19 protein-coding genes and 1 pseudogene are annotated in these 26,900 nt (G+C 36.7%); 1 reads left to right on the top strand and 19 read right to left on the bottom strand.

Annotation, left to right across the window (positions count from 1 at the left end; all coding sequences use genetic code 11):
* Positions 1-7: 7 nt before the first annotated feature.
* The 16 genes and pseudogenes from uxuA to FG383_RS02080 all read right to left on the bottom strand — a co-directional run bounded on the left by uxuA (position 8) and on the right by FG383_RS02080 (position 22,747).
* On the bottom strand, positions 8-1,069 hold the full coding sequence (uxuA, locus tag FG383_RS02155; RefSeq protein WP_142605202.1) for a mannonate dehydratase: 1,062 nt from the start codon (positions 1,067-1,069) through the stop codon (positions 8-10).
* Positions 1,066-1,698 carry a bifunctional 2-keto-4-hydroxyglutarate aldolase/2-keto-3-deoxy-6-phosphogluconate aldolase gene (locus tag FG383_RS02150; protein ID WP_142605201.1) on the bottom strand — a complete coding sequence of 211 codons (633 nt, stop codon included), beginning with the start codon at positions 1,696-1,698 and terminating at the stop codon, positions 1,066-1,068. The genes uxuA and FG383_RS02150 overlap by 4 nt, the downstream gene beginning before the upstream one ends.
* Positions 1,699-1,709: 11 nt before the next feature.
* Positions 1,710-2,729 (bottom strand): zinc-binding alcohol dehydrogenase family protein, encoded by a 1,020-nt coding sequence (locus FG383_RS02145; protein ID WP_142605276.1) that lies wholly within the window; start codon positions 2,727-2,729, stop codon positions 1,710-1,712.
* Between the two features lie 12 nt (positions 2,730-2,741).
* Positions 2,742-4,016 (bottom strand): TRAP transporter large permease, encoded by a 1,275-nt coding sequence (locus FG383_RS02140; RefSeq protein WP_142605200.1) that lies wholly within the window; start codon positions 4,014-4,016, stop codon positions 2,742-2,744.
* The gene (locus tag FG383_RS02135) at positions 4,013-4,501 is read right to left on the bottom strand and encodes a TRAP transporter small permease (protein WP_142605199.1); all 489 of its coding nucleotides are present in this window, start codon (positions 4,499-4,501) and stop codon (positions 4,013-4,015) included. Before FG383_RS02135 ends, FG383_RS02140 begins: the two co-directional genes overlap by 4 nt.
* Positions 4,502-4,571: 70 nt before the next feature.
* On the bottom strand, positions 4,572-5,570 hold the full coding sequence (locus FG383_RS02130; protein ID WP_142605198.1) for a TRAP transporter substrate-binding protein: 999 nt from the start codon (positions 5,568-5,570) through the stop codon (positions 4,572-4,574).
* Between the two features lie 86 nt (positions 5,571-5,656).
* A complete protein-coding gene (allD, locus tag FG383_RS02125; protein ID WP_142605197.1) occupies positions 5,657-6,667 on the bottom strand; it encodes an ureidoglycolate dehydrogenase in 1,011 nt (336 codons plus the stop codon).
* A 10-nt stretch (positions 6,668-6,677) separates the two neighbouring features.
* Positions 6,678-7,214: a 6-phospho-3-hexuloisomerase gene (gene hxlB / locus FG383_RS02120; RefSeq protein WP_142605196.1), complete on the bottom strand. Its 537-nt coding sequence runs from the start codon at positions 7,212-7,214 to the stop codon at positions 6,678-6,680.
* Positions 7,215-7,218: 4 nt separating this feature from the next.
* Entirely contained in the window at positions 7,219-8,175 is a 957-nt protein-coding gene (locus FG383_RS02115) for a sugar kinase (RefSeq protein WP_142605195.1), read from the bottom strand.
* Positions 8,176-8,193: 18 nt separating this feature from the next.
* Positions 8,194-9,198 (bottom strand): LacI family DNA-binding transcriptional regulator, encoded by a 1,005-nt coding sequence (locus FG383_RS02110; protein ID WP_142605194.1) that lies wholly within the window; start codon positions 9,196-9,198, stop codon positions 8,194-8,196.
* A 370-nt stretch (positions 9,199-9,568) separates the two neighbouring features.
* Positions 9,569-10,462: an NAD-dependent epimerase/dehydratase family protein gene (locus FG383_RS02105; protein ID WP_142605193.1), complete on the bottom strand. Its 894-nt coding sequence runs from the start codon at positions 10,460-10,462 to the stop codon at positions 9,569-9,571.
* A gap of 24 nt (positions 10,463-10,486) precedes the next feature.
* Positions 10,487-10,945 (bottom strand): nucleoside deaminase, encoded by a 459-nt coding sequence (locus FG383_RS02100; RefSeq protein ID WP_142605192.1) that lies wholly within the window; start codon positions 10,943-10,945, stop codon positions 10,487-10,489.
* Positions 10,946-11,140: 195 nt separating this feature from the next.
* Positions 11,141-15,247, bottom strand: a pseudogene (locus FG383_RS02095) (endonuclease); the annotation flags it as partial.
* 795 nt (positions 15,248-16,042) lie between these two features.
* Positions 16,043-19,051 carry a lamin tail domain-containing protein gene (locus FG383_RS02090; RefSeq protein WP_142605191.1) on the bottom strand — a complete coding sequence of 1,003 codons (3,009 nt, stop codon included), beginning with the start codon at positions 19,049-19,051 and terminating at the stop codon, positions 16,043-16,045.
* A 301-nt stretch (positions 19,052-19,352) separates the two neighbouring features.
* Positions 19,353-22,016 carry a 5'-nucleotidase C-terminal domain-containing protein gene (locus FG383_RS02085; RefSeq protein WP_185907820.1) on the bottom strand — a complete coding sequence of 888 codons (2,664 nt, stop codon included), beginning with the start codon at positions 22,014-22,016 and terminating at the stop codon, positions 19,353-19,355.
* 251 nt (positions 22,017-22,267) lie between these two features.
* Positions 22,268-22,747: a metal-dependent hydrolase gene (locus tag FG383_RS02080; RefSeq protein WP_142605190.1), complete on the bottom strand. Its 480-nt coding sequence runs from the start codon at positions 22,745-22,747 to the stop codon at positions 22,268-22,270.
* 183 nt (positions 22,748-22,930) lie between these two features.
* Between FG383_RS02080 and FG383_RS02075 the strand changes: the two genes are divergently transcribed.
* Positions 22,931-23,341, top strand: a complete 411-nt coding sequence (locus FG383_RS02075; protein WP_142605189.1) for a hypothetical protein — start codon at positions 22,931-22,933, stop codon at positions 23,339-23,341.
* Between the two features lie 43 nt (positions 23,342-23,384).
* On the opposite strand, the gene FG383_RS02070 is transcribed toward FG383_RS02075, so the two are convergent.
* The 3 genes from FG383_RS02070 to FG383_RS02060 all read right to left on the bottom strand — a co-directional run bounded on the left by FG383_RS02070 (position 23,385) and on the right by FG383_RS02060 (position 26,884).
* Positions 23,385-24,416, bottom strand: a complete 1,032-nt coding sequence (locus FG383_RS02070; protein ID WP_142605188.1) for an SGNH/GDSL hydrolase family protein — start codon at positions 24,414-24,416, stop codon at positions 23,385-23,387.
* Positions 24,417-24,562: 146 nt separating this feature from the next.
* Positions 24,563-25,222: a ribonuclease H family protein gene (locus tag FG383_RS02065; protein ID WP_142605187.1), complete on the bottom strand. Its 660-nt coding sequence runs from the start codon at positions 25,220-25,222 to the stop codon at positions 24,563-24,565.
* A gap of 786 nt (positions 25,223-26,008) precedes the next feature.
* On the bottom strand, positions 26,009-26,884 hold the full coding sequence (locus tag FG383_RS02060) for a helix-turn-helix domain-containing protein (RefSeq protein ID WP_246096816.1): 876 nt from the start codon (positions 26,882-26,884) through the stop codon (positions 26,009-26,011).
* Positions 26,885-26,900 lie beyond the last annotated feature (16 nt).

Here is a 26,900-nt window from a genome sequence, read left to right as displayed (position 1 = left end):
CGTCCTCCTATTTACTCGCTTTATAAGCGTCCCAAAGTCCGTGAAGATACATAATTCCTAAAGCTCGATCGTATAATCCGTACCCTGGACGACACTTTTCACCCCATAAATGACGCCCATGATCTGGACGTACATATCCTTCATATTCAATTGAAGATAGTTCTTTCACTACATTTGTGATATCTATTGATCCATCAGAAGTTAAATGAGACGTTTCAATGAAATCACCATTATCAAAGATTTTCACATTACGAATATGAGCAAAAGGTGAATACCGTGCATATTTCGAAGCCAAATCTACCATATTATTCAATGGATTCGCTCCCAATGAACCTGTACAAAACGTTAAACCATTTGATTTTGAATCCGAGATAGACAACAATCGTTTAATACTTGCTTCACTAGTCATAATTCGAGGTAAACCAAAGATTGGCCAAGGTGGATCATCCGGATGAATCCCCATTCTAATATCACACTCTTCGGCTACTGGCAATATAGCTTGCAAGAAATAACTTAAGTTTTCCCATAATCTTTCCTCATCTATTTCTTTATACGCTTCAAACAATTCACCAATACGAGCCATTTTTTCTGGTTCCCACCCTGGTAATGTCAAATCGCTTGCTTCAGAAACCGTTTGGACTAACTCTTGTGGGTCTAATCCTTCTACTTTCGCCTTCTCATAAAATAATGCAGTCGAACCATCTGGCAATGGATGATACATATCTGTTCTTGTCCAATCGAATACTGGCATGAAATTATAACAAATTACCTTCACACCGAACTTGGATAAGTTACGGATAGTTTCTTTATACTTTTCAATATATTGATCACGCTCTGAATTACCTAATTTTATGGACTCGTGAATGTTAACACTTTCAACTACATCCGCATGGAATCCAAAAGATTGAATATATTCTACTTCTGAACGAATCTCTTCTAACTCCCAAACTTCCCCCACGGGTTTTGCATGAAGTGCCCAAACGATTCCTTTCACATTTGGAATCTGTTTTACTTGATCAAGCGTTACAGTATCGTTATCACGACCATACCAACGAAAAGTCATATTCATTTTGGATCACCTCCTGTAAGTTCTACATATTTCTTCGCAAGTTCCATAACGGCGGAAACACCATCATTACGATATGCTTTCGTTAAATCACTGCCTATTCCAACCGCTACTGCTCCTGCGTCAATCCATTCCGAAGCATTTTTCAGTGAAATACCTCCTGTTGGCATCACTCGTACATTAGGCAATGGACCATTTACAGAACCAATAAAACTTGGTTCAAATTGATTCGCTGGAAACAGCTTAATAATGTCGCAGCCGCTTTCAACTGCCCTTACCATTTCAGCAATTGTCATACATCCTGGGAAGTACGGAACACTATATCGATTACATAATGTAGCGATTTTTTCATCGAAGTTAGGACTAACGACGAACTGTGCGCCATTCAAAATAGCATCTCTTGCAGTCTCTGAATCTAGAACAGTTCCAGCACCAATTACTGCGTTCTCGTCTAGTAGAGCTTCAAACACTTTTCTCACTTGAGGTGTTGTATAAGTTACTTCAATAGCACGAATGCCACCAGCAATTGCAGCTTTTGAAATGGCAATGGCTTCTTCAAAAGAACTACCACGTACAACCGCTACTACTCTTTCATTTACAGCTTCTTTTATGCTTTCATACTTTGGAAACATAGTATTCCTCCTCACTCAAATACGATAACCGCTTTTCGAACTTTATCCGGATTTTCTTCCACAAACTTAAACGCTTCCTGTACATCATTAATAGAAAATCGATGAGTAATTAGTCCATCATGACTTAGCTTACGTTCGTTTAATAAAGTGACCACTTTACCAAATTGATTTGTTTGTAAACGTGATCCAACAATTGTTAATTCCTTTTTCGTAATAGGCAATTGAGCAATGGAAGAAGGTCTTTCGTCAAATCCAAGCACCACTACAGTCCCAGCAACTGATGCAACTTTCACGCCAAGTTCAAATGTAGACGGTAAACATACAGCATCGATAACCACATTTGCCCCTTCTCCATCGGTTATTTGGTTCACTTTGTCGATTACAGACTCTTTTCCAGCGTCGATGACAAAATCTGCTCCATTCTCTTTAGCAAACTGTAAACGTTCTGCACTCAAATCTGTCATCATTACGGTAGCACCATTAATTTTAGCCATTTTCAAAATGCAAATTCCAATAGGTCCACAGCCTTGTATTAATACTGTATCTCCTGCAGAAACTCCACCACGCCAAACAGCTTGCGCTCCAATAGTATACGGCTCTGCTAAAACAACCTCATCCCATTCTAAATCAGCGTCTACAATATGTAATTGGTTTTCAGGTAATACGATAAACTCACGCATGCCTCCGTCTTCATGGACACCAAAGACAGATAATTTTTCACAAACATTTCGTCTACCACTTCGACATGCGTAACATGTTCCACACGTTCTGATTGGCTCTACTACCACATGATCACCGACCTGAACACTTTCTACTCCCTGACCAATCGCTACAACTTCTCCTGTAACCTCATGCCCAACGATACGTGGGTATGTAGCTAGAGGGTTCGTTCCATGATAAATGTGCATATCCGAGCCACATATACCAACTCTCTTTACCTTTACTAGTACATCCGAATCCCCTACTACTGCTGGTTTTTCAATATCAATTAATTGTAATTCTAACGCTTTAGGTATTAATACTGCTTTCATCATTTCATACACCTACTTCAATAGACTTGGTAAATACAACGTAATTTGCGGTACAAATGCCACAAGTAAAAGGATAATTAAACTTACACCTAAAAACGGAAGTAATTCCTTCGTCGTTTTTCCAATGGAAACTTTACCAATTTGAGAAGCAACGAATAAACAAACTCCTACTGGAGGTGTGATTAATCCGATAACTAAGTTCAATACCATCATGACACCAAACTGAACAGGATCCATTCCAACTTCCATTGCAACTGGCAGTAACACTGGAAATAGTATGACTAATGCTGCAATAGTTTCCATAAACGTTCCTACAAACAGCAATAAAAGATTAATTAATAAAATAACGATAATTGGATTATCCGAAATCCCTAAAATTACACTTGCTACTAATTGAGGAATTTGTTCACTAACCATAATCCAACCAAAAAGGTTCGCAAACCCAACTAACAACATAATAGAAGCTGTACTTGTCATCGAATCTAGCATAAGCGATGGTATCTTTTTAATTGGCAATTCTTTGTATATGAAGATTCCTACAACTAATGCATATAAAACAGCAATGATAGAAGCTTCTGTTGGTGTGAAATATCCACCTAAAATACCAAACAAAATAATAACCGTCATAAACAATGCCCAGAATGCACCTGTAAAACTCTTTCCAATCTCTTTCAAACTCTTACGTTCACCTTTTGGATAATTACGTTTTACGGAAATAATATAGGTAGGAATCATTAAACCAAGTCCTAGTAAAATTCCGGGTAAGGCGCCAGCTAAAAATAAGTCTCCAATAGAAACAGACGCAAGGGTCCCTACAATAATCATTGGTAAGGAAGGAGGAATGATTGGTCCAACAGTGGATGAAGATGCCGTTACAGCTGCTGAAAAACCTGCTCCGTACCCTTCTTTTTTCATCGCCGGTATTAAAATTGCACCAATACTAGATACATCTGCCAAGGCGGTACCTGATATCCCTGCAAATCCCATAGATGAGCCAACATTCGCTAGTCCAAGACCACCTCGAATATGTCCTATAAAGTTATTCGCAAAATGAATAATACGATCGGTTATGCCCCCTGCATTCATAAGGTTACCTGCTAATATGAATCCTGGGATACATAACAAAACGAAGGAGTTTAATCCACCAAACATTTTTTGAGGAATAATTGTAAGTGGAATATCATTTAAAAATAAATAAAATAAGGAGGAGAGTCCTAAACTAAAAGCAACTGGAACTCCTAGAAAGATTAACGCGATAAAAGATAGAAATAGCAATAATGCCATCATGAGTCTTCCCCCCCGAAGTCTTGACTATAGTCTTGTTCATTACGTATCAAATGAACAATTTTCACAACAGAATAAACAGCTAAAAACATGGACATGATTAAGATCGCTGCATGAATGAACGACATTTGAAACGGCATAGTAGCAGAAGTTTGACTATGACCGATTAATGTAAATCTGTAACCTTCATAAATCATAACTGCGCATAATAAAAGAATGGCTATGTATATTACTATTTCATAATATCGACGGAATGCATTGGACATCCGGTTCAATATTAAGTCTACATTGATAAATTCATTTCTTAATAGTGCAAGCGGTGCTCCAAAACAAATTGCATACAAAAAAAAGTACCGTGTTAATTCCTCTGTCCATATAGCTGTATAAGGTAAGTACCTCGACATAATTTGAATTGTTACTGTTATAATTACCCCGGCAAAACTAAGTACGGTAAGTAGACCTAAAATACGCTCTATAATTTTTCCCATGGTATACATCCCTTCCTTTCTATAGGAAAGGCACAGCTGACAACATTCATCAGAAGTGCCACTTCATGTGTTACTTAGCGTTCAATATTTTCTCATATATTTCAAATTGTTCTGGAGATAGAGTAGATTTAATAGCTGGCAACATGATTTCGCGGAATGCGTCTTGATCAACATCCACAAATTCCATTCCTTTTTCCTTTAAATCCGCTTCAATACTCTCAATTGTTTCTGTATATAACTCATCACCGAATTTTTGTGCTTCTGCTGCAGCCTCTAATACTGCTGTCTGTTGATCTTCGTTTAAAGCTTCAAATTGTTTATTACCTACTAATACATAAATCCAAGAATACACATGCTCGGTACGGTTAACAAAATCTTGCACTTCATACAATCCACCACTTTGGATTAAGTCCACAGGATTTTCTTGTCCACCAATTACGCCTTGTTGTAATCCTGTAAATACTTCGTTAAAGTCCATAACTTGTGGCTTGGCTCCAGCTGCTTCCCAAACTTTCAAGAACAATGGTACGTTTGGTACACGCATACTAAATCCTTTTAAATCTGCAGGTGTTTCAATTTTTTCGTTTGACGTTAAATTTCGTGGTGCACGAGTATGATAGTAAAGAGGTGTTAATTTTACTTTTTCTTTAATTTCCCCTTCAATCTCTTTCCCAATTTCACCTTCCACTACTGATTTCACATGATCAAGATCACGGAATGCATATGGAACAGCCATTAGTGCTGCTTTTGGTGCCCAGTTTTGCATCGTTTCACCGGAAATCACCATATCCGCAGTTCCCGCTTCAATTGCATTAATCGTATCCGTTTCTCCACCAAGCGAGTTATTTGGGAAAATAGATATTTTAATTTGTCCATCTGTTTTTTCATCTACTAAACTTGCAAACTCTTCAGCTGTTTTGTGCCAAATATGATTTTCATCTGCTAAGTGACCGAACTTCCACTTGATTACTTCTTCTTTCGAGGAACTTGAACTTCCTCCGTCCGAACTACAAGCTGCTAATAGAAGTGATGCTGCTAAAATACCAGAAAACAATTTCATTTTTTTCATTTGTTTATACCCCGTTTCTTTTTTATATGATAAGATTTGCAAAACACCCCTGTTAATTTGAACACATCCCCCCCTTCAACTATTCTTCAATTAGTTAGATAGTCGTAAACACTAGATGCAATTGTAATTCCGTTTTTGCGGTTGTTTTCCTCGTTTAATTGTTCTATTTCACCAGGTATATAAACTTTCGTGAATCCTGGAGCTGGTTCGGAATCATGTAACTCATCAATCATTTGATCCATATTAGTTAAGAAAGTTTCTAAATCATTAAAATTTGCCGGATTGATTGCGCAAAAATAGTGACCCAATTTACGTTTTTTATCTAAATCATCGTACATTTTCCCGATATGTGGACCAAATGCTGCACCTGCAAGTAGACCAGAAAAAACATCAACTATTAGAGATAGTCCATATCCTTTTGGACCTCCAAAAGGTGTTAAAGAGACTACTTCAGCTGGGTTGGTGACGGCTTTCCCTTCTGCATCGACACCCCAACCTTCTGGAATAGATTTTCCTTCTTCTTTGTGCTGTAACACTTTGCCAAGTGCGACTGTCGATGTTGCCATGTCCAAGATGAATGGTTTATGTGTTTTCGCAGGAATTCCATAAGCAATTGGATTTGTTCCTAAGAAGGATGTTTTTCCACCGAATGGAACGACAATTTTATCTGTGTGTGTCATCGCTATTCCAATTAAATTCGACTCTGCTGCTTTTTGGACAAAGTAACTTAGTGCACCACAATGACTACTGTTCATAGCCGTTACCATACCAACGCCATTCTCTTTCGCCATTTGAATCGCATGGTCCATCGCGATATCTCCAATGACATGACCTAAACCATCGTCCCCGTCAACAACACCCGTTACAGTTCCTGTTTGGTTAAATGAAATGTTTGCAGTTGGATTTATTCCTCCTGCTTTTATACGATTTACATAATGCTCTGTTCTCAAAACACCATGTGAGTTAACATTGCGTAAGTCTGCATGAATAAGAACTTCTGCTACTTTTTCTGCGTGTTCCTCCACTAATCCAGCAGCCACTAATTTGTTAATGGCCAACTGTTTAGCATCCTCCTGTTTGATCGTAACTGTCGACATGGTAGACCCCCTATTCCAAATTGCTATGTTTACTTTTCATAGTGTCGTTAGACTGTCCATTATTAAAACTGTCAATAATCGCTGCATCTAAAACTAGATGTGCTGCTTGATCAAATTGATTTCCTAAAGGTTGAATCGTATCTGGTTCACCTGGCAATCGATACTTTGTTGCGGCGTGTACGAGCAGCCCACTATATAATTCCAGTACATCTCTGTTAGTGGTGATTAGAAAGATTAATGCTTCAACTTTTGAAGCGCTTTCTAAAATATTTAAGGTATTTGGTGTCTTCCCAGAACCAGAAACTACAATCAACACATCCGATTTCTCAATAGCCGGTGTTGTCGTCTCCCCAATAACAAATACTGTCTTTCCACTATGCATCAGTCTCATAGCTATTGCTTTAGCAATGAGCCCTGATCTTCCCTCTCCACTGAAGAAAAAGCGATTATTGCTTTGGAAAATTTCCACAAGGTGATTGTATTCCTTGTCATTTATATTGGCACAAACCGTGCTTATCTCTCCAAGAATGGTTGAAATTGTATTCATACAATCACCTTTCAACTATGTTTTCATTATGAATAAAAGCATTTACTTCTTCTAAATAAGGAAGTCCTTCATTGTCACCGGAAACCGTGGTGACAAGAGCTCCTACACCATTTGCAAACTGCAATGTTTCCTCAAGTGAATAATTATGGAGATAACCATATACAAATCCTGCATCAAAACCATCCCCAGCACCTACAGTGTCAATTGCTCGAACTTTGAATGCTTTCGCCTCAGTCCATTTACCGTCCTGGTACACTTTGGAACCTTTTTCTCCGTCTTTTATTACTAAACTATTTATCTCATAGTTTTTTGCGAACTTTTCTAAATCTACAGTTGAATCGAAACCTGTAATTAGTCTAATTTCATCCAGTCCAGTTAGCAGTATATTTACATACGGAAATATTTTTTTATAGGTTTCTCTCGCTTCTTCAATCGTCCACAACTTTAAACGAATATTTGGATCGAATGAAACAGGAATTCCTTTTGATTTTGCAAGTTGTAAAATTCGCTCTGCAATTGAGAAATTCACATCATCAATAGCTAAGAAAACGCCCGTGATGTGGACTAAGCTTACTCCACTTAAAATATCATCATGAATATCCGATGGTTTGAGTGTTAATATAGGCGAATGATGTCGATAGTAAAATGTTTTGCCTGCACCGGATTCGCTAATTTCTTTAAAGTTCACGGAAGTTGGGTGATTCTCTACAAACTCTACTTCAGATACATCCACGCCTTCCCCTTTTGCGAAATTATAAATAACACGGCCAAACTCATCCTTTCCCAATCGGCTAACCCATTTGGCATTCAGACCCAATCTTGCACAGCCGATCGCAAAGTTTAGTTCTGCACCACCTAATTTTCGTTCAAAATGAGTAACATAACGAAGTGGTCCTGTTGTAACAGGGTTCATTGTAATCATGGCATCCCCTATAGTTAATACTTGAAAGTTAGTTGACATTCACCATTCTCCTTGCTGTTATAATGACTTCCGTTCAATCAAAGTCGGGGCATAACGTTTAATATCATATGTATTTTCTAAACTTTCTTCTGTCATCAGTAGCAACAGTTTTCTTACTGCTTCTTTTCCCATTTCAAATGTAGGCTGTTTAATGACAGTTACTGGTGGATTCGATATTTCTAAAAATGGCGAATCATCTATCGCTATAACGCTTACATCTTGTGGAATTTGAATATTATTTTCTCTTATGAATTTCAGTAACTCTATTAAAGACAAATCATTTGTAGCGAAAAATGCTTTCGGGCGAATATTCGAAGACCAAACCTTCTCAAGTTGACTTTTTATATTCTCTCTATCTACTGCAATGATCCAATCCAAATTTGGCTCAATGCCATTATCCAATAGTGCTTCTTTAAATCCATTTATACGCTCCACACGTGGAGTCACGTTTCGAATGATGGAAGTAGCTACTAAAGCAATGTCTTTTCTATTTTTTTGCAGAATCGATTCTACTGCAAGTTCAGCAGCTTTTTTATTGTCTAGTAAAATTGTTGGATACAAAGGTTCATCAATCTTTCTATCGACAAAAATAATTGGGAAATTCGCTAGCTTTAACCGTTGATATAAATCTACATTTCCATTCGTCGGGAAAATAATTAAACCATCTACTTGCTTAGCGACTAACATATCAATATAATCTCGTTCTTTGTCAGGGTCGTCATCAGCATTACACACAAATAAATGAAAATTATTGAACCCACATTCATCTTCTATGGAACGAATAATTTCAGTAGAAAAATTATGTAAAATGTTTGCAACAATAACTCCAATTGTTGCAGATTTCTTTTGCTTTAAGCTTTTTGCTGTAAAGTTAGGAATATAACCTAGTTCATTTATCACATCTCGAATTCTCTCCTGGGTGGAGTCTGCCATATATTGAAACCTGTTATTTATAAATTGAGATACAGTGCTTTTAGACACACCAGCTTTCTGTGCGACATCAGCCATTGTTACTTTATTCATAGCAATCCCCTTCTTAAAATTTCATAAATCGATTTAGAAAACCGATTTAGTAAAAGTATAAATGAAAGCATTTTCAAAATCAATCGATTTATTTAAAATATTTCTATTAATAATAATTAACTGTCATTTCGTTGCAACTATGATTCACGGAAAAATATTTTATTTATTATCATTCATTTTCAGTAAAATAATGTTGGAAAACTTAAAGTTAATGTATGTGAGTGGATTAACGGGAGAACTTTATTCTTGTAATAGAAGATCATTGGATATTCTATTACGAATTAGATAGTATTCGGAAGCTTGCGTGGCTTATTGCATAAGAAAATCCCCGATTCAAGTATTGCTTGATGGGGATTTCACAGTATTTTATTTATCTTTCCTTGTTAGACTCCAATATATCTCCAATGAGTACTGGCAGCCACTCATTTAAGTCTATAAATTGGAAACCTAAATTTCTAGCTTTTTCATTGTTTATTAACCAAGACTCGGAAATATTAAAAGGTGAAGCGTTCGTTTCATCTGGTATAGAAGAAATAATCGCAGAAATTTTTGTTTTTTCTTCTATAGTAGTAATCATTTCGCTTAATTTCACTTTTCCGTTAGACAATGCATTAATTGGTCCAGAGAACGCTGAACTACCAATCCAAGCTAGAAACTCCCCTGCTTCTTCTTCCGAGATAAAATCAATAGATGCATCTGGATTTATCAGATGTATCTCTTCATGATTCACTATTTTCTCAATATGAAAATGGAGTCTTTTCGTATAGTCGTTCAGTCCCAAAACGATTGGAAATCTCACTGCTACTACAGGAAATGACGCTTTTTGAAAAAATACCGCTTCCGCTTGTCGTTTTCCTTCATCGTATGTGAAGTCTTCTTTTTGTCCTGGAATAATGTTGTAGTCGTAAGGATTAAAATCTGCCTCGACAAATCCTACTTCCCCATGTCCTTCACCATAGACGGATTTAGAAGAAGTGAACACATATTTCTTCGTTTTGTCCCGGAACACTTCAATAGCTTCTAGTGCTTCCTGTGATGAATAACAAATTTGGTCGAAAATAATATCCCAAGTTTCATTTCCACATCGCTCTTTAAGCTCTGCAAAATTCAATCGATCTACGATTATACGATTGACTCTAGTTGAAAACGGATCTTGCGTTTTGCCCCTTGTCGCAATCGTTACATCGAAGCCTTCTGCTAACAATGTTTCTACTAAATGCACTCCGAAAAATCTTGTGCCTCCTATTACAAGTGCTTTTTTCATTTTTTCATCCCCCTTTTCTATTATTTATTGCTTGCTAAACCCTTTCCATAACTTCATTGGATTCACCATTTCTTCTTCAAGCTCCATAGAAACCATCGGCAACTCTCTCTCTTCTGGTTGCTTTTGTAAATCTTCATATATCAACGCAGACTTTCCCAGACCAACATTTTTTGCCTCTTCAAGACTTGCACAATAAAAAACCTTCTCTACTCCAGCAAAATTCATCGCAGCAAAACACATCGGACATGGAAATCCACTAGCATACATCGCAGTGCCAGATAAATCATTCGTTTGTAATTGTTCCTGTGCACGACGAATAGCCAATAACTCAGCGTGCCCACTAATATCATGTTTAATGTGTAGCTCATTAACACCCTCACCAATCACTTCCCCATTCTTTACAAGAACTGCACCAAAAGGTTGTCCCCCATTCCGTACATTTTCAATAGCCAATTCAACCGCTTGCTTCATAAACTTATCCATGATCAAACCCCTCTCTTTGAAAATATAATAGCATAACTTCCAATTATATTATTACGGGTGACTAGCACCTGTAATATCCCAACTTTTTAGTATAGCAAAAGGGGTTGCTCCAAAGTCGACTTTTACCGACTTTGGAGCAACCCCTATATTACATTTATATTACGGGTGCCAGGCACCCGTAATACTTCTGAAACATTAAGATACTTTTTGAACACTAGCTGATCCTGGTTGTTTCCAGATTAGGTTGACCCACTCTGGATGGTCGATGAATGGATTACGATTGCCTTGCCATTGTTGGATAATATTGTTTCGCTTACGTTCCACTTCATCAACTGGATCTTCGAGATGCCATTGTAAAAGCACTGAAAGTTTTCCATGGTAAGGATCTTTTCCATTATTAAGCTTTTCGTTTAGCTCTAAATCCACTTTATCACCCGGTTCGTAGCGAGTAGCCATGTAGAAGAGAATTCTTGCAACATCGCCTTTTACACGATCGGGTGGTTCAAATGAAGTTGCTGTTTTAAAACATCCGTTACATCCATTAACTGGACTCCCACCGTTATCAAAATCTAAATTCCCTCTCAAACCATTTACTTGTACATCTGTAGCTCTTAGATGATGAATATCGGTTCCTGGTCCTTTACTTGTCCCGAAGTCACCGTGTGATTTCGCCCATGTATGTTCGCGATTCCATTGTCCGGAATTTCCGCCATTGCTATTTTTAGAACGTGAAACTCCTGAATAAAATAAAATCACATTATTGTTATTGTTTGGATCTTCATCCGTCTCTCTTAAAGCTTCCCATACTTGAGCGTAAGTTAACTCGGTATGATCATCAATAATTTCATGAAGTGCGGCTTTTAATACTTGTCCCTCTTTACCAATTGCACCTCGGTAATATGTTTCAAGTGGTGACTCTTCTACTGAACCCACTGTAACTATAAAGCTTGTAGTAATAGATTTATCACCGTCAGTTGCAGTAACCCCAACAATATGGCTTCCAACTTCAAGGGTTAACGTTAATGTAGCTCCTTCAATAATCCCTTTTGTAGAAGTAAATATGAGTTTATCATTATCAGAATCAGAGAAGTAGTCTGTTAATAAAACCGATACCTTTTCCCCTCCAATCACCGTTGCATTAGGAATTGCTTTTTTAATAACTGGTGCATTGTTGTCATTAGGAAAAGAAGGAACCTCAGTAATGAGGTTCCCTTCTCCGTCTACGAATTCAATGTTTGCTGGTGATGCTCCGTTCTTGTATTCAATTTCAACATTATCTGGAAGAGCACGAATTTGTTTTACATTAGTACCATCAATAATTATTTTTTCAATAATAGTTCCTTTGAAATCAATAATCGCACCAGCTTTATTCGGTTTGATTGTTACTGTTTGATCTGCAAATCCATCACCGTGGAATTCTGCATAATCCCCTGTGAATAAAACACCATTTGTAATCGTAGTATTTTCACCAAGTGTAAGTGAAATACTTGGCTTCGTAATTGTTAGTTTGTTCGTTTTAAGGTTTTTGAAATCATATAGTTTCTGAGCTGTGATTGGTGTTACTACATCTTCTGCAGCCGCTAGATCAATTTGCACTAACACTGGGTCATGGTCAGATGCGCGACCTTGTGCATCCGTAAAGTTTGCATTGATATGAATCATATCGGCAACTGTAGCATTTACTAAATTATTAGATACTAAAATATGGTCAAGTACTTGGTTGTTCCCTTGGAAGAAGTAAGAGAAACGATCTTCAACTGGAACTTTATCAACCATATTTGTTAATACTCCGCCTTTAAGCGTTTCAAGTGCAGGTGTGAATTCAAAGTCGTTCATGTCTCCAGCAACCACAATATTCAAATCAGGATTTTTTGCAAGCCCTTCGTCGATAAAGTCGTTAATTGCTTGAGCTAGACCAAGACGTTCTGGAACTGACCCTAATACTGGTGGTTGAGTTGGGCCCCATAAAGATCCATCCCCACCTTTTGAATTTAAGTGAGCACCGATCACGACTACTCGTTCACCTTGGAATTCAAATTCAGCCGCAAGTGGTTTACGTGTATCATTGAACTTAGTTGGATCAATGAAACCTGGATTCAGCGCTAAATTACCCGCATTTGTCCAAGAGTTAGCATCCGTGCCAGTTCCTTTTGCTCCAGTTACTAGTGATACTCGTTGTGGATTATATAAATAACCTATACGAATATTACCACCTGGTGCACCACCAACTGTATTATCAACTGGAGTTACATCTACCCAATCATAAGATGGACCATCAGCAGCTTCTATTGCGTTAATTAAACGTAAGTAACTTTCGGATGCATCCGCATTACCAGAATCTGTTTGACCATCATTATCTTGCACTTCTACTAAAGTAATAATATCTGGTGATTTCATATTCTGAACAAACGTCCCTGCAATTTTCGCTACTTTTTCATCTTTTGTGTTATCTTTGTTATTTGAGAAGTTTTCAATATTATATGCTGCTACTGTTAATTTATCGGCTGCTTCTGTAATATGTGTCACCTCTTGAAGATTGTTTGCTTTTGTTACTGTTGGGAAAACATTATTCGTGTTTAATCGGTAACCATCTGTAAAGTTTTCTACAAACCCAATCAGATTTGCGTCAAAGCGGTCACCAGATTCATAGTCTTTATCCGACACGCCTTCAAGCATAATTTTTTCTGGATTATAATCATCTGCTGCGATATTTAAACCGCCATTGACATTAAATGTGTTGTTTGTTGTGCTTGGGACAACGATTGGCACATCATTACTATATGGTGGTCCAACTATTCTCGCATCCGGGAATGATACGTTCATATACTCGATTGATTCCCAGAAATCGATTCCATCTTCAGCTGGGTCAAATATAGCAAAGCCATCGTTGTCGATGATTTTGTTCGGTGGCGTAATGTCTTCGCCAATCACTAGTGGTGCTGGTAATTCTGCTGTACCGTCTTTCATGATAGATGTTGCCGCAATGCTTGTATCAGTTAATCTTGAATTACCACCAGTTTCTCCCACAACACCAGTTACTTTTACTTTATCACCTACATTTACCCCATGAGATGATTTGTTTACTTTGATAGCATTCGATTTTACATTGTCATAAGTTGAATTATTAGCCTCTTGCATAATGAAGTTTGAAGTATTAATTACGTAAGTAACCACTCCTTCAACTTCATTTACAGTTAAGCCAAGATATGACGAAGTATGATTTGCTCCTTGGATGCCGCTGATCGTTGCGCCATCAGTATTAATAATTTCATACGTAAAGGTTGCAATTGCACTGTCGGTTAAACCTTCTTTTACGGCAGTTGCTTTTATTGTCATTGGTTCATTTATTGTAATCCCGCTAGTATAGACCGCGCTAGACGTTGTTGGTGTTGACCCGTCCATTGTATAGTGGATAGTTGCACCTTGTGTAATTGTTGAAAGTGTAACACTTGTTCCCGCTGTTACACCGCCAGATTTAGAAGCTTGAACATTTTGAACTTTTGTAGTATCTTCAACCACTGAAATAGGAAGAATTTGATGGACCGTACCGTATTGTCCAACAATCCCTGTAATTTCACCATAAGTTACTCCGGCAACTAATCCTGAATCTTCTGTTTTATCATAGATAGCAAATTTACCATCAGCATCCGTTCCAGTAAAATCGCGACCCGCTCCAGTAATTGAAACATTTTTGAGTGTGACTAACTTTGATTCATTTTCTTCTATAACACCTGCACTTGTCACTTCAAGTGGTGCAGGAAGTGTGGATGCAGTTGGTTCACCCACTAATGTGATATTCGTTAATTGTATTAGACCACTGTATTCAGCTACCGTTCCTTTAACAGTAACTATATCTCCAACATTCGCAGAAAGGCTTGACGCTGGATAAATCGCAATAGCCCCAGTGCTATCTTGGATGTGAGCTGTTGCTGTATCTAATAATGCAGTCACTGTCCCCGTTACCATGACTTCTTGACCCTTTTTTTCTATTTCACGAGCTTCAGCAATAGAAATAGTTGTTAGTGGCGCTTGAATTGTGTAAGTAAATGTAGCAATGTCACTATTATCTAAATTTCTAGTGATATCATTATCTACTGCAATTGCCTTAATAGTTGTATCTTCAATAATTGTAATTGGTGCTGTGTATTCATTGTCTGCTGTCGTAGGTTCAACTCCATTAGTTGTGTAAAAAATAGCTGTATCTCCAGTTGTTGCAGTTGACAATTCAACTTTAGTGCCAGCTTCAACAGTACTAGAAGTAGGAGTTGCTTTTACTTCTTTCACCTGAGTTTCAACAACAGGTTCAGAAGCCTCATAATTTGTCCAAGTTATGTTGTCAATGGTAATTTGTCTCCCCGTTGGACTTGACTTACCCACTATTTTAATTGTAAACGGTCCAGCGATGTTGATGTTTTCTAGTTCAAATGTTTGAGTTGCAGTATTATCTGTATTAACGGCTGGGGAAACACCTTTAGACTCACCATTAATAAATACTTCAATTTGTCTTTCTCCCGCACTTGTATATGCCGTTTTATAATCTACAGAAATTTTACTAATACCATCTTGTATCGTATTCGATTCAATATAGGAAGCATTTCTAAGCATTAATCCTTTTCCATCAATAGTATAGGCATCAAGCCCACCTCGACTATCTGCATAGTTCCAAATAATACTATTGATACCAACAAAATTTTCAGTTACATAAGAATTTGTAGTATTCGTTAAATTATCAAACGTTTCTACAGTTTTAGTTGTTTCCGCTACTACTGTTGTTGGTAGAGCTGGGATGAACAGACTTGCTACTAAGATAACAGATAATACGGCATTAATTGGCTTCTTCCAATTCCATTTACTCATCTAAACAATTCTCCTTTTTTGTTAGGGATTCTTTGTTCATTATTAAGATGGCGAAACCTTCTACAACAAGTGAAGAAGGTTTCGCAAAAATTGTTATAGTATTACATCACCATTTGCATTTAATTTTTCAATCGTAATATTATCGGCACTGTTTGTTTAGCACTGTTTGTTTAGCACTGGGTGTTTTATTCCCCCAAAAACAGGAGAACTTAAAATATTCTCCTGTCCTTTTAATATGTTTTAATTAAAAATAATATTTTCAGCGCTAGCTCCATCATCATACTCAATAGTAACTTTTTCGCTACCACGAATTTCTTTTACATTTGTTCCACTAATCACTACTTTTTGAACTTCTATTCCTTTAAAGTCGATAATAGCACCGGCTTTTTTCGGTTTAATAGTAATTGTTTTATCTACAAAACCCGCACCATGGAATTCTGCATATTCTCCTGTGAATACAACACCATTATTGATTGTAGATGCGATATCTACAGTGATTGATACGCTTGGCTTGTGAATCACCAGTTTGTCAGTATGATAGTTTTTGAAATCATATGATTTTTGTGGAGTGATTGGTTCTACATTATCGTCATCTACACTTTCTTTATAATCAGATGTAATAGAACCTATAGATAAAGAGCCAGATTTTTCTCCATCTTTAAATCGATACACAGGTCTTTGACTATCTTTAGTAAAAATTGCCTCGGCAATAGCAAATCCTTCATTATTAGCACTCACATCCACACCACTTGCAGGAATGATATGAATAATTTCTGGATTTTGCTCTCCATTGAATGATATTTTTGCTGAACGATTATTATATCCATTGTCCGCAACAACCCACAATACATTTTCATACGTATCATAGTCAAGAGCCATAGCCCCACCAATTTTAGCGTCAATATCAGCAATTAGTAAAGAGCTTCCATCTTTATTTAAAACATATGCATATACATGACCATTATCTTCTAACGCCACAAAGAACACACCACTTGCAATTGCGTTTGGATAATTAGTTGCGTCAAATACTGTATTCGTATTTTGGTCATATAGTTTACCATTCACATTTGCGTTTGATACCCATTCTACAGCTTCAATCCCCATATTGGCAGAAACCACTGGTAATGAATCTGTGATATCCCATTGCTGTAATGCAATTAAATCATTGTCTTCTTTAAGTGGATCAACTTGCAAAATCATATTAAAGTTAACGCCTTTAACATTATTATCACGTTCAGAAGCAATATAGACAAAACCATTTCCATCTACTGTAATTCCTTCTGCATCCGGACCTGCTGCTTTTGCATCATCTGCATCTTTTTGGAATCGAACTCGCTTACCGTCTTTAAAACCTTTTGCAAAGCTTAGCTCTCCATTTTTTGAAACGTCTAAAATCCAAAACTTACCTGTACCATTATCTACTGCATATAATTGGTCTTTAAAGAAATCCAACCCTGAAGAATCTTCTAAAAATGTCGGTTCCTGATCAAAAATTACAACTTCACCATTACCTGGCCATGCAATCATTTCAGGGATATCTTCAAATTTATTCGGTGCACCTGGTGTTTCTTCTCTTGTATTTCTATATTCGGTTCCCTTTACATCTGGATACAATCCCCAAGTAGGATTTGTATGCTCTGGCCATGTTGCGCTAGCTATTAATCGATCATTTTCAAACAGACGTACAGAATCATTCTTTCCAAGTCCAAAACCAAATATTTCATCTGTTAATACCAAAAATCCATACGCTGGAATTGTTGTACCATTAGGAATAAGATATTGATGTGTATCATCACTATCTTTAATTATTACTCCAGAAATATCTAAAACTTCTCCTGTTGGATTAGCAAGTTCGATCCAATCAGGTCCATCATTTGGGTCATTTGACTGTACTTCATTTAATAGAACAGAATTTGTTACAATATTTGCTTTTCCCTTAGTCGAAGTGGGAAATTCTACAAGTTCTCCTGTTCCATCTGGAATACGTGCGTATACACCATTTGCATGTACTTCCCACGAATATTCTGCAATGGACACACCACCTTTATTGAAGATTGTAACTTGGTCAGCCTTTCCTAAACCAAATGTAAAATCCTTATTACCATCAAAAACATAAAATTCACCTGGATTAAGAACTGTTCCATCTGCTACGGGATTTATATCAGCAACATGTCCTACTGGGTCATTATCATATAAATACCAACCAGATAAATCTACAGTTGTTGTTCCTACATTATATATTTCAACCCAATCTGTTTCATCATCGTTAGACTCTACTTCATTGATTACAATCTGAGGATTATACCATTCGTTTGTTAGTCCCTTTGTTTCTTTCGTTAATCCAAACGAACCAGTCCCATCTGGATATCTTCCGAAAGACGCTAATGCTGCATCACCTTGATAACTAGCATGCTCAGTCCAGGAATATTCATCAAGTAAATTCCCGTCCTTGTCATATAAACGAATAGAATCTCCGCCACCAATACCAATTGCTGCCTCGAAACTACCTTCAGCAAATGCATCTGTCTGATCATCATATACTTGACCAAGCGAATTTGCTTCAACTACAAACAATGCTCCTGCTTGCAGACTTGTTCCCTCTGCAAATTTCCAACGATGGTCATCAGAATTATCCCGAATTTCATATCCAGAAAGATCCATCTCTTCTGTTCCTAGATTAATAAACTCGACCCAATCATCCGGCTGAGAATTAATCTCATTAATTACTAATTTATGATTAGGTAATTCTTGTTTTTCTACAATATTTAACGCACCTTTAGTAGATTCCTGATCAACAAATTCTCCTGTCCCGTCTGGAACTCTTGAATATGTACCAGCTGCATGACCTACATAAGTATAAGAATCCAATAACGTATTACTACTATCATACAAAGAAGCTGTATCATCTTTTCCTAAAGATAGATTATTCAGAGCATCGCTATGTTCAATAACAAGTATTTCACCAGCTTTTAATACAGTCTCATCCGCAATACGCCATTCTTCACTATCTGTCAATCGCTCTAAACCTTTATCATCTGTAACAAACCATCCACTGATATCAATATCACTATTGCCAGTATTAATAATTTCAATCCAATCGTTATCTGTCACTGGATCATTAGATTCGATTTCATTAATAAAAACTGTATTTTCTACTTCTGCTGCCTGTACAAACTGCATTGGAGATAATACTATGGATGCAATAAGAGACACGCTTAAAACACTCATTCTTTTTTTCTTTTTGTTCATTTTCACACAACTTCCTTTTCATTTTTATAATTTTATTAGGCCTTTGTTAAATGAACTAACAGATGTTCCCTGTGTGTCCGGAGTTATCACATAGGTTGGGTGCTATAAACGATTTCTGATGAGTCCACACTAAGATCCGTGACACAGTTAAAACTCATCGCTGTTTTACCTGCTTCTGCCCCACCACCAATATTATTGAAATTAGTTTTGACTCCATCTTTTTTAGTACTCATTTCTAACAAAATTCCCTTTTTTATTAGGTAAGCACAAAGCCTTCTAATAAAAGGCTTTGTGAAAAGAATTAAAGAGTTGTTTCTCCTGTTACCGTAATTCCGTGAAGGTCAATGTCTCCCTCAAGTCCTGATAAATCGAAATTACCTTCAACCGAAATATTCTCGAATGACACTTTTCCTGATGGAGTCCCTGTAAGAGTTAAATTACCTTTGACGGTTACATTTTCTAACTTGGAAATATTAGCAACGTTTACTGACACATTACTTTCATAAACTTTAGGTGCAGCACTTGTACCAGAGAAATCCTCAGCAGCAATTATAGTTGTACCTGCAACATCTACAATACGACCTTCAATTTCAGTTGGGATGGTTTCTAATGAAATTAAATGTTCTCTTAAGTTTTCCCAATCTGATAGACCAAGATCCGTTACGCGACCATCTACATAGGCTTTGGCAAATACATCATAACTATCTCCACCTTTAGCGGTGAATGCGTTTGTTGCAATTGTATATGTTTTGTTGTCTTCAATTGCTGTGTATTTGTCACCATCTAAATAAGTAATAGATACAACACGTTGTCCGGTTGGTTTTGAAGAATCATATTTTACTTTTCCTCCAGCTACATGTAAGAAACCACCGTTTTCTCCTGGTAGAGATTTAAAGCTGATTTCAAATGCTTGTTTTAATTCAGCACCTGTTAAGTCCATTGTTGCTAACGTATTACCGAATGGAAGTACTTTAATAACTTGTCCAACTGTAATTGAACCAGCCGGAATAGTTTCGCGGATTCCCCCACCATTTTGGAATGCCATTATAACGTCTTCGTTATATTGTTTTGCTTTTGCAAGCATACCATCTGTGATTAAATTCCCTAGAATTGTTTCATTTTTACGCACACTTGGTTTTGAAGGATTGCCACTATCACGAGGAGTTTCTAATGCATTTACAAGTGTTACTCCGATTTCTTCTTCTTCAATTTCTTTTACTTTACTGGAGTATTTCTTTAATAGCTCAGCCGCCTCAGCATCTTCTACTTTATCTGCGGTCTTAATTAGCTTTCCATCATGTTTTACTACGACACCTTTTTTATCAAATTCAACATCTAAAGTACCAAGGAAATCTGAATATTGGTACGCTTGTACAATAATTGTCTTATCTTTCGCTTGACCAATTTCATCTTTTTCTACAACTACAGGTTTGTCTAATTGCGTATGACTATGTCCACCTACAATTACATCAATCCCGTCTACATTTGAAGCTAATTCTAGATCATTGTCCATAGCAGCATTATCATCGTGACCAATATGTGTAAGTGCTACTATTTTATTAACACCCATTGCTTCAAATTCAGCTACCATCTTTTTCGCATCTTCAATATAGTTAGAGAATGTAATTTTCCCTGGACTTGCAATGTCTGCGGTTTCAGCAGTTGTAAGACCAAAAATCCCTACTTTCTCTCCTTTAACTTCTTTTACAATCCCTGTATAAATATTTCCTTTTTCAGGAGTAGAAGAAACTTTTGTATTGAATAAACCTGTAAATAATTCATCTTGTGAAAAATCTACGTTTGCAGATACAAATGGGAATTTTGCAGCTTTAATGAAATCAACTAAAGCTTTATGTCCCTCAGGAGATGAACCAAGGTCAAACTCATGGTTACCAAATGTCATAGCGTCGACTTTCATTAAATTCATAAATTCTAAGTCTGCTTGACCTAGGAATTCATTAAAATATAAAGTACCTGAGAAAACATCCCCTGCATTTAATAACAATGCATCTGGTTTTTGAGTACGTACTTCTTTTACTGCAGTTACAAGTTTTGGAGCTTTGTCCGTATTGGCATGTATATCATTAACGTGCATGATAGACAGTTTGAAATTTCTAGAACCCGAGTTACCACTGTCACTATTCCCACCATCACTGTTTCCACCACTTGTCGGAGGAGTTGTTGGAGTAGTCGGATTTGGAATAACTTCAATTCCAGCTTTTTTAGCTACCACAATCACTTCATCTAGTAACTCTTTCAACATAGGTAAAGCGCTAAGAGATGGCACTTTATTTTGTAAAGGAATAATAGATTCTAACACTTTAGCAGCTTCTTCTTTTTTCCCTTCTGCTAATAGTTTATCTGCTTCTTGCACTTTCATATAAATTGTTACTGGTACCATTAACTGTTCACGTTTTTGGTTTGCTGGTTCTTTATATAAGTCTAACAATAGGTCACGAGCGGCTTTTCCGCTAAAACGATAGAGGATTGCAGTACGTGATTTCAACTGAACAGATAATTTATGATATTGTTTTTCAACCTCTGCCCAATCTTTATCAGCCTCTGCTTTTTTAATGTCTGCCATAATCGGGTTCAAATATTTGTCTGCATAGTTATAAGCGTCAATGTACGGAACAATACCTTTTGTAATTCGCTCATTGTATAATTCGTTTAAATCTTTTAGTAAAGTTTCTTTGTTTTTTGCATTCGATTGTTCAATTGCTTTCTTTGCTTTCTCATAATTTGCTTTTGCTTTGTTTAATGCTGGATATAATTCCTTACTTGTTACAATTTTCCCATTTTGAGATGGAACTACATAATCATAAGCCGCATCCTTCATATCTTTTCGAGCTTGGTCTACTATTTCTTGTAGGGAATTATTCGCATAACCTACATTTGTAGAAGTTAATAGAGACGTTGCAAGAGCAGCAGCAATTACAGACTTTTTGACCGTATTCTTTTTCATTGTTTTCCTCCTATTTTGTTGAACAATTTGATCTTTCTACTTATTAAATTCCAAATAGGTAGACTACTTGGAATAATAAGGTGGCTTCTTAAAGATAAACAAAAGAAATATTGAGTACAATCTGATAATTGTAAATATTATGTAATATTTTGTTAATTAATATTTACAATTCGAAAATTTAAAAAAAGAGTGTTACAGAATTGTTACTGGTGCCTGGCACCAGTAACAATTTTGTAACACTCTTTCCTCAATCAAAAGTATTCCACAAAAACTCCATACCCAAAATACACCGTTAACAACGATAGAGCAGCAAACACTACATCTTCCACTGCTCCTCCCGTTTTTGTTGTAATCGGGAAACGCACTCTTACTTTAAACGGATACAGCAATTTGATCCCGTTTTTCGTCGCCATATCCAATATATAATGGCTCGCCATACCCACTAAAATTCCTGCTACAATGGATTCATTTGTCACGAATGAATTCAAAAGAATCCCCATGAGAAACAAAAACAATAAACTATGTGTAAAGGAACGATGCCCAAAAATAGTGCTAATGATTTTAGATAGTAATGGCAATTTCCGACCGATTTTACTACCTCCATGGCAAATATCTGGTATTAATGCACCGACGACGCCGCCTCCAACTAAAAGTATGGCTTCATAATTTGCAGTTTGTGCAAAAGCAAGACTTGCTGTAATACCGCCTATGATGTGTGTCTTTCCTGTCATGCTTTTTTATTCTCCTTTTCATTACAAGCTAGATTATTATTTTACACTATTTTTCCAACTGACTAAATAGTCTAGTAGTAACTATTTGCTAAAAATAATAATTCGAAACAGCCATTTACGAAAATGTTTGACAGCTATTTAAAATGGGTATCATATTAACAATACATTTAGGGAGTGATGAAGATGTCGAAGAAAACTAGATGTGCCTTATTAATTGGAGGAATTGCCGCATTATCTTATGCGTATTTCACTAAATTAGAAAATAGAGAACAAGCAATGACAACTTTGAAAAATACAAAAACGAAAATGAATTCTTATGCGGATACTAAAAAGCATAAACCAACACAAATGACGAAAGCCGGTTTCTCAGACCCGAAAGACCCAGACGATAACCGTATGGTTGAAGAAGGAGCCATGACAAGCGTTCAATATTACAATGAAAAAGTGCAAGAGCCCGATTCAAAATCCGAAGCAAAAAATGCCTTTCCAAAATCTCAACAAAAAAAGCTTCCTAAATCGGAAGAATCTTTACCTGATGCAAATAACGAATCGCCAGCAAAACAACAAAATACCAATCATAATGCGCAAAACTAGTAAAAGCGGCTGAAGTGAACAAACTTCAGTCGCTTTTTTGTAATTATTTCGTCTTTTGTAACAACGATAACTTCGCTTTAGATGGAGTTTCGTATCGAATTGCATTACTCTTTTGAACGAAGCTACTTCCCCCTAAACCATAAAGACCATTCTGCTGTCCTTTATAGCTATAGACCCGGTATTCTTCTCCCTTTTTCAGAGTCCGAATAGTAGATAAAGAACCATCATTTTCGATTTTCATAAGATAAGTATCTTGAAGAATCGTTACTTTACCGATTTGGCCAAGTTTAAGCTCTGTTTTCCCCCACATTACTTTCGGGACGTGAGTTGGAACCTGTACAGGCATCAAGTAATGCTGAAAAAACCGATCGGCTAACACTTGATATCCAGCTTCATTAGGATGAATATCTTGCGGGTTCTCCAAAAATGAAGCACCATTTACATCAAAAGCAGTTGCGATTTCAACAAAATGAATACCCTCATTTTTTGCAATTCCTGCCATTCTACTATTTACAAAATTAAAAGCAAGTTTCAATTGTTGCTTGACCTCACCATCGGCAATATGCGGTAATGGAAAATAATAACCAAATAAATAAATATCCGCTTCCGAATTAAGAGCTTTCACCTGTTGAATGGCAGACGTCAAATTACTACCCACCGTATTCAACAATGCCGTCGCTTTCGCAAGATCTGCATTAATACTTTCATCTAGCGGATTGTACATTTCACCTATGAAATCGTTAGCACCACTAATGATTGTCACAAGCTCCGCATCTTTCAAGGATTTTTGCACATCCGGACGTTTTAAAGTTTCCAACAAACCGACACTAGTTTCACCCGTCATGGCAAAATCTTTATTAAATGATGCTAACAAATCTTTCTTAGCAAGCTCTTCACTAATAATATCTGTGAAGCCCCTACCAACCTTACTCCCATAAGGTGTATGACCGGCTGCCAATGAATCCCCTAGCGCTACATAATCAATCTTTCCACTATTTGCTTGTGCTGCAGGAGTCCATACGCTAAAAATAGACACTGTTATAACTAATAAAAAAGTCCATATTCTCTTCATCATCTATTCCCTCCTCATCCTGTCTATACTATGCACCAGTATTTTCTTCCATTCAAGTATATTTTTTAGTGTATATCCCTGTGCAAGTCATCATTTGTTTAAAATTCAGAGTTGTGCCTTAATAACACTTTGCACAGGAATATAAATTACTACTCCACCAATTCTTTCGTTCCTGTAATATCAATTCCATTTAATGCTTGCGTCGCCAGTCGGTCCGCTTCACCATTCGATTTACGTGGCACTAATTCATATGTTGGCTGGATGCCTAGCTCTTTCATTTTCACTTCGATTCGATCTGCCCAATTAGCCAAATCCTTTTCGACTACAGGCCATTCCTCACTTAGATGATTCAAGACAACTTGAGAGTCCCCGATGAATCTGACAGGCAGATGATGAACTCCTAAAAGTTCGAGCTCTTGCAAGCTAAAGTGCAGTGCTGCATACTCCGCCTCATTATTCGAAGCAAGCCTGTCAACAAATAAGTTCCTTCTCAATCTGTACGACTTTCCGTTCTGCACATAATAAATAGCACACCCCAAACCGGAGCTCTTAGTATTTCGATCAAAACCACCATCAAAATAAACGGTCACATTATGTGGTTCGGTTTCGATTCCTTTTAAGTATCCCTTCAATTCTTTTATCGTCCACGAACTATCAAAACGGTCAACGAATCTCACACTTTTCGTGCGTCCCGTCTTCTCCAAATCCTCGGCAACCAGCAAAGCTTGAGCTACCGGCATCTCCTCAGACCGAAAAAGGCTTTCTGCTCCCTTAGGCGATCTGTACATCCACTCGATTAAAACGTTCATCGCAATTCCCCCAAATTAATATGTCGGTGTAGTAAGTTTACCCAATACGTTTTGGTTTTAGAAGCGAGTAAAAATGTACCTGTGCAAGACGTAATCCTACCACTTTTATAATTGTCTTACACAGGAACAAAAAAGAAAAAAGCGCAATCCAGTAGGACTACGCTTTCTTCTTTCCCCTAAACGGGGATACACTCGGAAAATTCGCTAATGTTGCTTCTTTAAACCGTTACTGACCATTTCATCATTCATCTCGTCAGTGCCGTTCACTTCATCTGACAGTTTCCCATCAAACATTCAGTTGCACTTCCACAAAAAACTTTTCATTCACTTGCTTGGTAAATCACGTTGGATCGAACCTAAATATATCGGTTCCCGACGAGAGTGCCTTTCGCCAGTAAAGCAAATTTTCCGCCAAGGCTGTACAAATCATCCTTTGGAGTCCCAAGTAAACACATTGTTTACCCGTCCCTTCCTACGGTAGTTCCGCCTTGTACTATTTTTATACCCCGCTTAAAATCTATTAAACATCTTTTTCAACTTTTTCTTTTTTATCTTACACTGAGTGCAAGTTCAAAAGGAAAATATCCATTTGTGCATAACCTAAAGATTATTTGTTGCAAAAATAGTATATTAGAAATGCAAAAGATATGCCACATAGAATTTATTAAGTAATTTGTACTCCTTGTAAATACTCATTTGTTCCCACTTTTAAGTATTAAGAGGAGTACAACATCTTAATTCTATCATTAGAAAGCATGTTAAAGATCGCAAACCAAATCGTCCTACTTAGTCTAAGAACTGTTTTTTATTTAGCTTTATGGCTCGGATATAAAACGGAAGCTCTAGGAATTCGAAGAAAAAAAGAGCTTGTTTGTATACTTCTTTGATTTCTGCAAGAGGAGCATTCTTTTTTTCCAAGCATTGTGCTTTATAGTAAAAGAACTTTCCTACTAAAAAAACATAGGAGGTTTCTTTCGATTTTTGTATCCCTTTATTGGCAGTTTCTAGTGCAGCATCGAAGTCCTGTATATCGTAAAGAGTTTTACATTTATTAAATAGAACGGTAATGAGCGTTTCATAAATTTTATGATCGGTGTAATTTTTATGCATATGCTCTTTCAAGATTTTATTGTAGTAATATAAACTTTTTTGACTTTCGCCATTTTCTCCGTATACATTAGCAATTGTATTGTAAATTTTTATATGTAAAAAACGGAACTGAATGGTCGTTTGGTTTGAAAAGTTCACAATACTTTTAAGCTCAGATATACATTCCTCGGATGTAATAATTTTTAAGTTGTAGCGAGTTATTTGTAGAATATGCTCTAGGTATAAATTTAACCAATTATTATTTGTATCTGTTTTATTTTGTTTAATAATCAATATTACCTTGTTATAGTTGTGCTCTTTTAAGTGAAATTCAATTTCTTTTATTAATCGTTCGCTTTCTAACACGTTTTTATGAAATAACATTTCGATAAAATATTCGACTGGGACTTGTAGCTTTAATGCGATTTTTAATAAAGTATCTATTGCTGGATACACTTCTCCTGCTTCTATTCTACTAATAGTCGACTGTGTACAAATATTTTTTGCAAGTTCATTTTGAGACATTCCAAGTTCAGCTCTAAGTTTACTAATTTCTGATCCTAAGTATTTCATTTCCAAAAGTATCACC

The organism is Psychrobacillus soli, assembly GCF_006861775.1.
GTDB classification, from domain to species: Bacteria; Bacillota; Bacilli; order Bacillales_A; family Planococcaceae; genus Psychrobacillus; species Psychrobacillus soli.
Note: the sequence above shows the minus strand (reverse complement) of the source record. Positions and strands in the feature narration are given on the sequence as shown.

Bases quoted from the DNA above. Each gene is read 5' to 3' on its own strand.
- uxuA (WP_142605202.1), bottom strand. From the start codon at position 1,069: ATGAATATGACTTTTCGTTGGTATGGTCGTGATAACGATACTGTAACG.
- FG383_RS02150 (WP_142605201.1), bottom strand. From the start codon at position 1,698: ATGTTTCCAAAGTATGAAAGCATAAAAGAAGCTGTAAATGAAAGAGTA.
- FG383_RS02145 (WP_142605276.1), bottom strand. From the start codon at position 2,729: ATGAAAGCAGTATTAATACCTAAAGCGTTAGAATTACAATTAATTGAT.
- FG383_RS02140 (WP_142605200.1), bottom strand. From the start codon at position 4,016: ATGATGGCATTATTGCTATTTCTATCTTTTATCGCGTTAATCTTTCTA.
- FG383_RS02135 (WP_142605199.1), bottom strand. From the start codon at position 4,501: ATGGGAAAAATTATAGAGCGTATTTTAGGTCTACTTACCGTACTTAGT.
- FG383_RS02130 (WP_142605198.1), bottom strand. From the start codon at position 5,570: ATGAAAAAAATGAAATTGTTTTCTGGTATTTTAGCAGCATCACTTCTA.
- allD (WP_142605197.1), bottom strand. From the start codon at position 6,667: ATGTCGACAGTTACGATCAAACAGGAGGATGCTAAACAGTTGGCCATT.
- hxlB (WP_142605196.1), bottom strand. From the start codon at position 7,214: ATGAATACAATTTCAACCATTCTTGGAGAGATAAGCACGGTTTGTGCC.
- FG383_RS02115 (WP_142605195.1), bottom strand. From the start codon at position 8,175: ATGTCAACTAACTTTCAAGTATTAACTATAGGGGATGCCATGATTACA.
- FG383_RS02110 (WP_142605194.1), bottom strand. From the start codon at position 9,198: ATGAATAAAGTAACAATGGCTGATGTCGCACAGAAAGCTGGTGTGTCT.
- FG383_RS02105 (WP_142605193.1), bottom strand. From the start codon at position 10,462: ATGAAAAAAGCACTTGTAATAGGAGGCACAAGATTTTTCGGAGTGCAT.
- FG383_RS02100 (WP_142605192.1), bottom strand. From the start codon at position 10,945: ATGGATAAGTTTATGAAGCAAGCGGTTGAATTGGCTATTGAAAATGTA.
- FG383_RS02090 (WP_142605191.1), bottom strand. From the start codon at position 19,051: ATGAACAAAAAGAAAAAAAGAATGAGTGTTTTAAGCGTGTCTCTTATT.
- FG383_RS02085 (WP_185907820.1), bottom strand. From the start codon at position 22,016: ATGAAAAAGAATACGGTCAAAAAGTCTGTAATTGCTGCTGCTCTTGCA.
- FG383_RS02080 (WP_142605190.1), bottom strand. From the start codon at position 22,747: ATGACAGGAAAGACACACATCATAGGCGGTATTACAGCAAGTCTTGCT.
- FG383_RS02075 (WP_142605189.1), top strand. From the start codon at position 22,931: ATGTCGAAGAAAACTAGATGTGCCTTATTAATTGGAGGAATTGCCGCA.
- FG383_RS02070 (WP_142605188.1), bottom strand. From the start codon at position 24,416: ATGATGAAGAGAATATGGACTTTTTTATTAGTTATAACAGTGTCTATT.
- FG383_RS02065 (WP_142605187.1), bottom strand. From the start codon at position 25,222: ATGAACGTTTTAATCGAGTGGATGTACAGATCGCCTAAGGGAGCAGAA.
- FG383_RS02060 (WP_246096816.1), bottom strand. From the start codon at position 26,884: ATGAAATACTTAGGATCAGAAATTAGTAAACTTAGAGCTGAACTTGGA.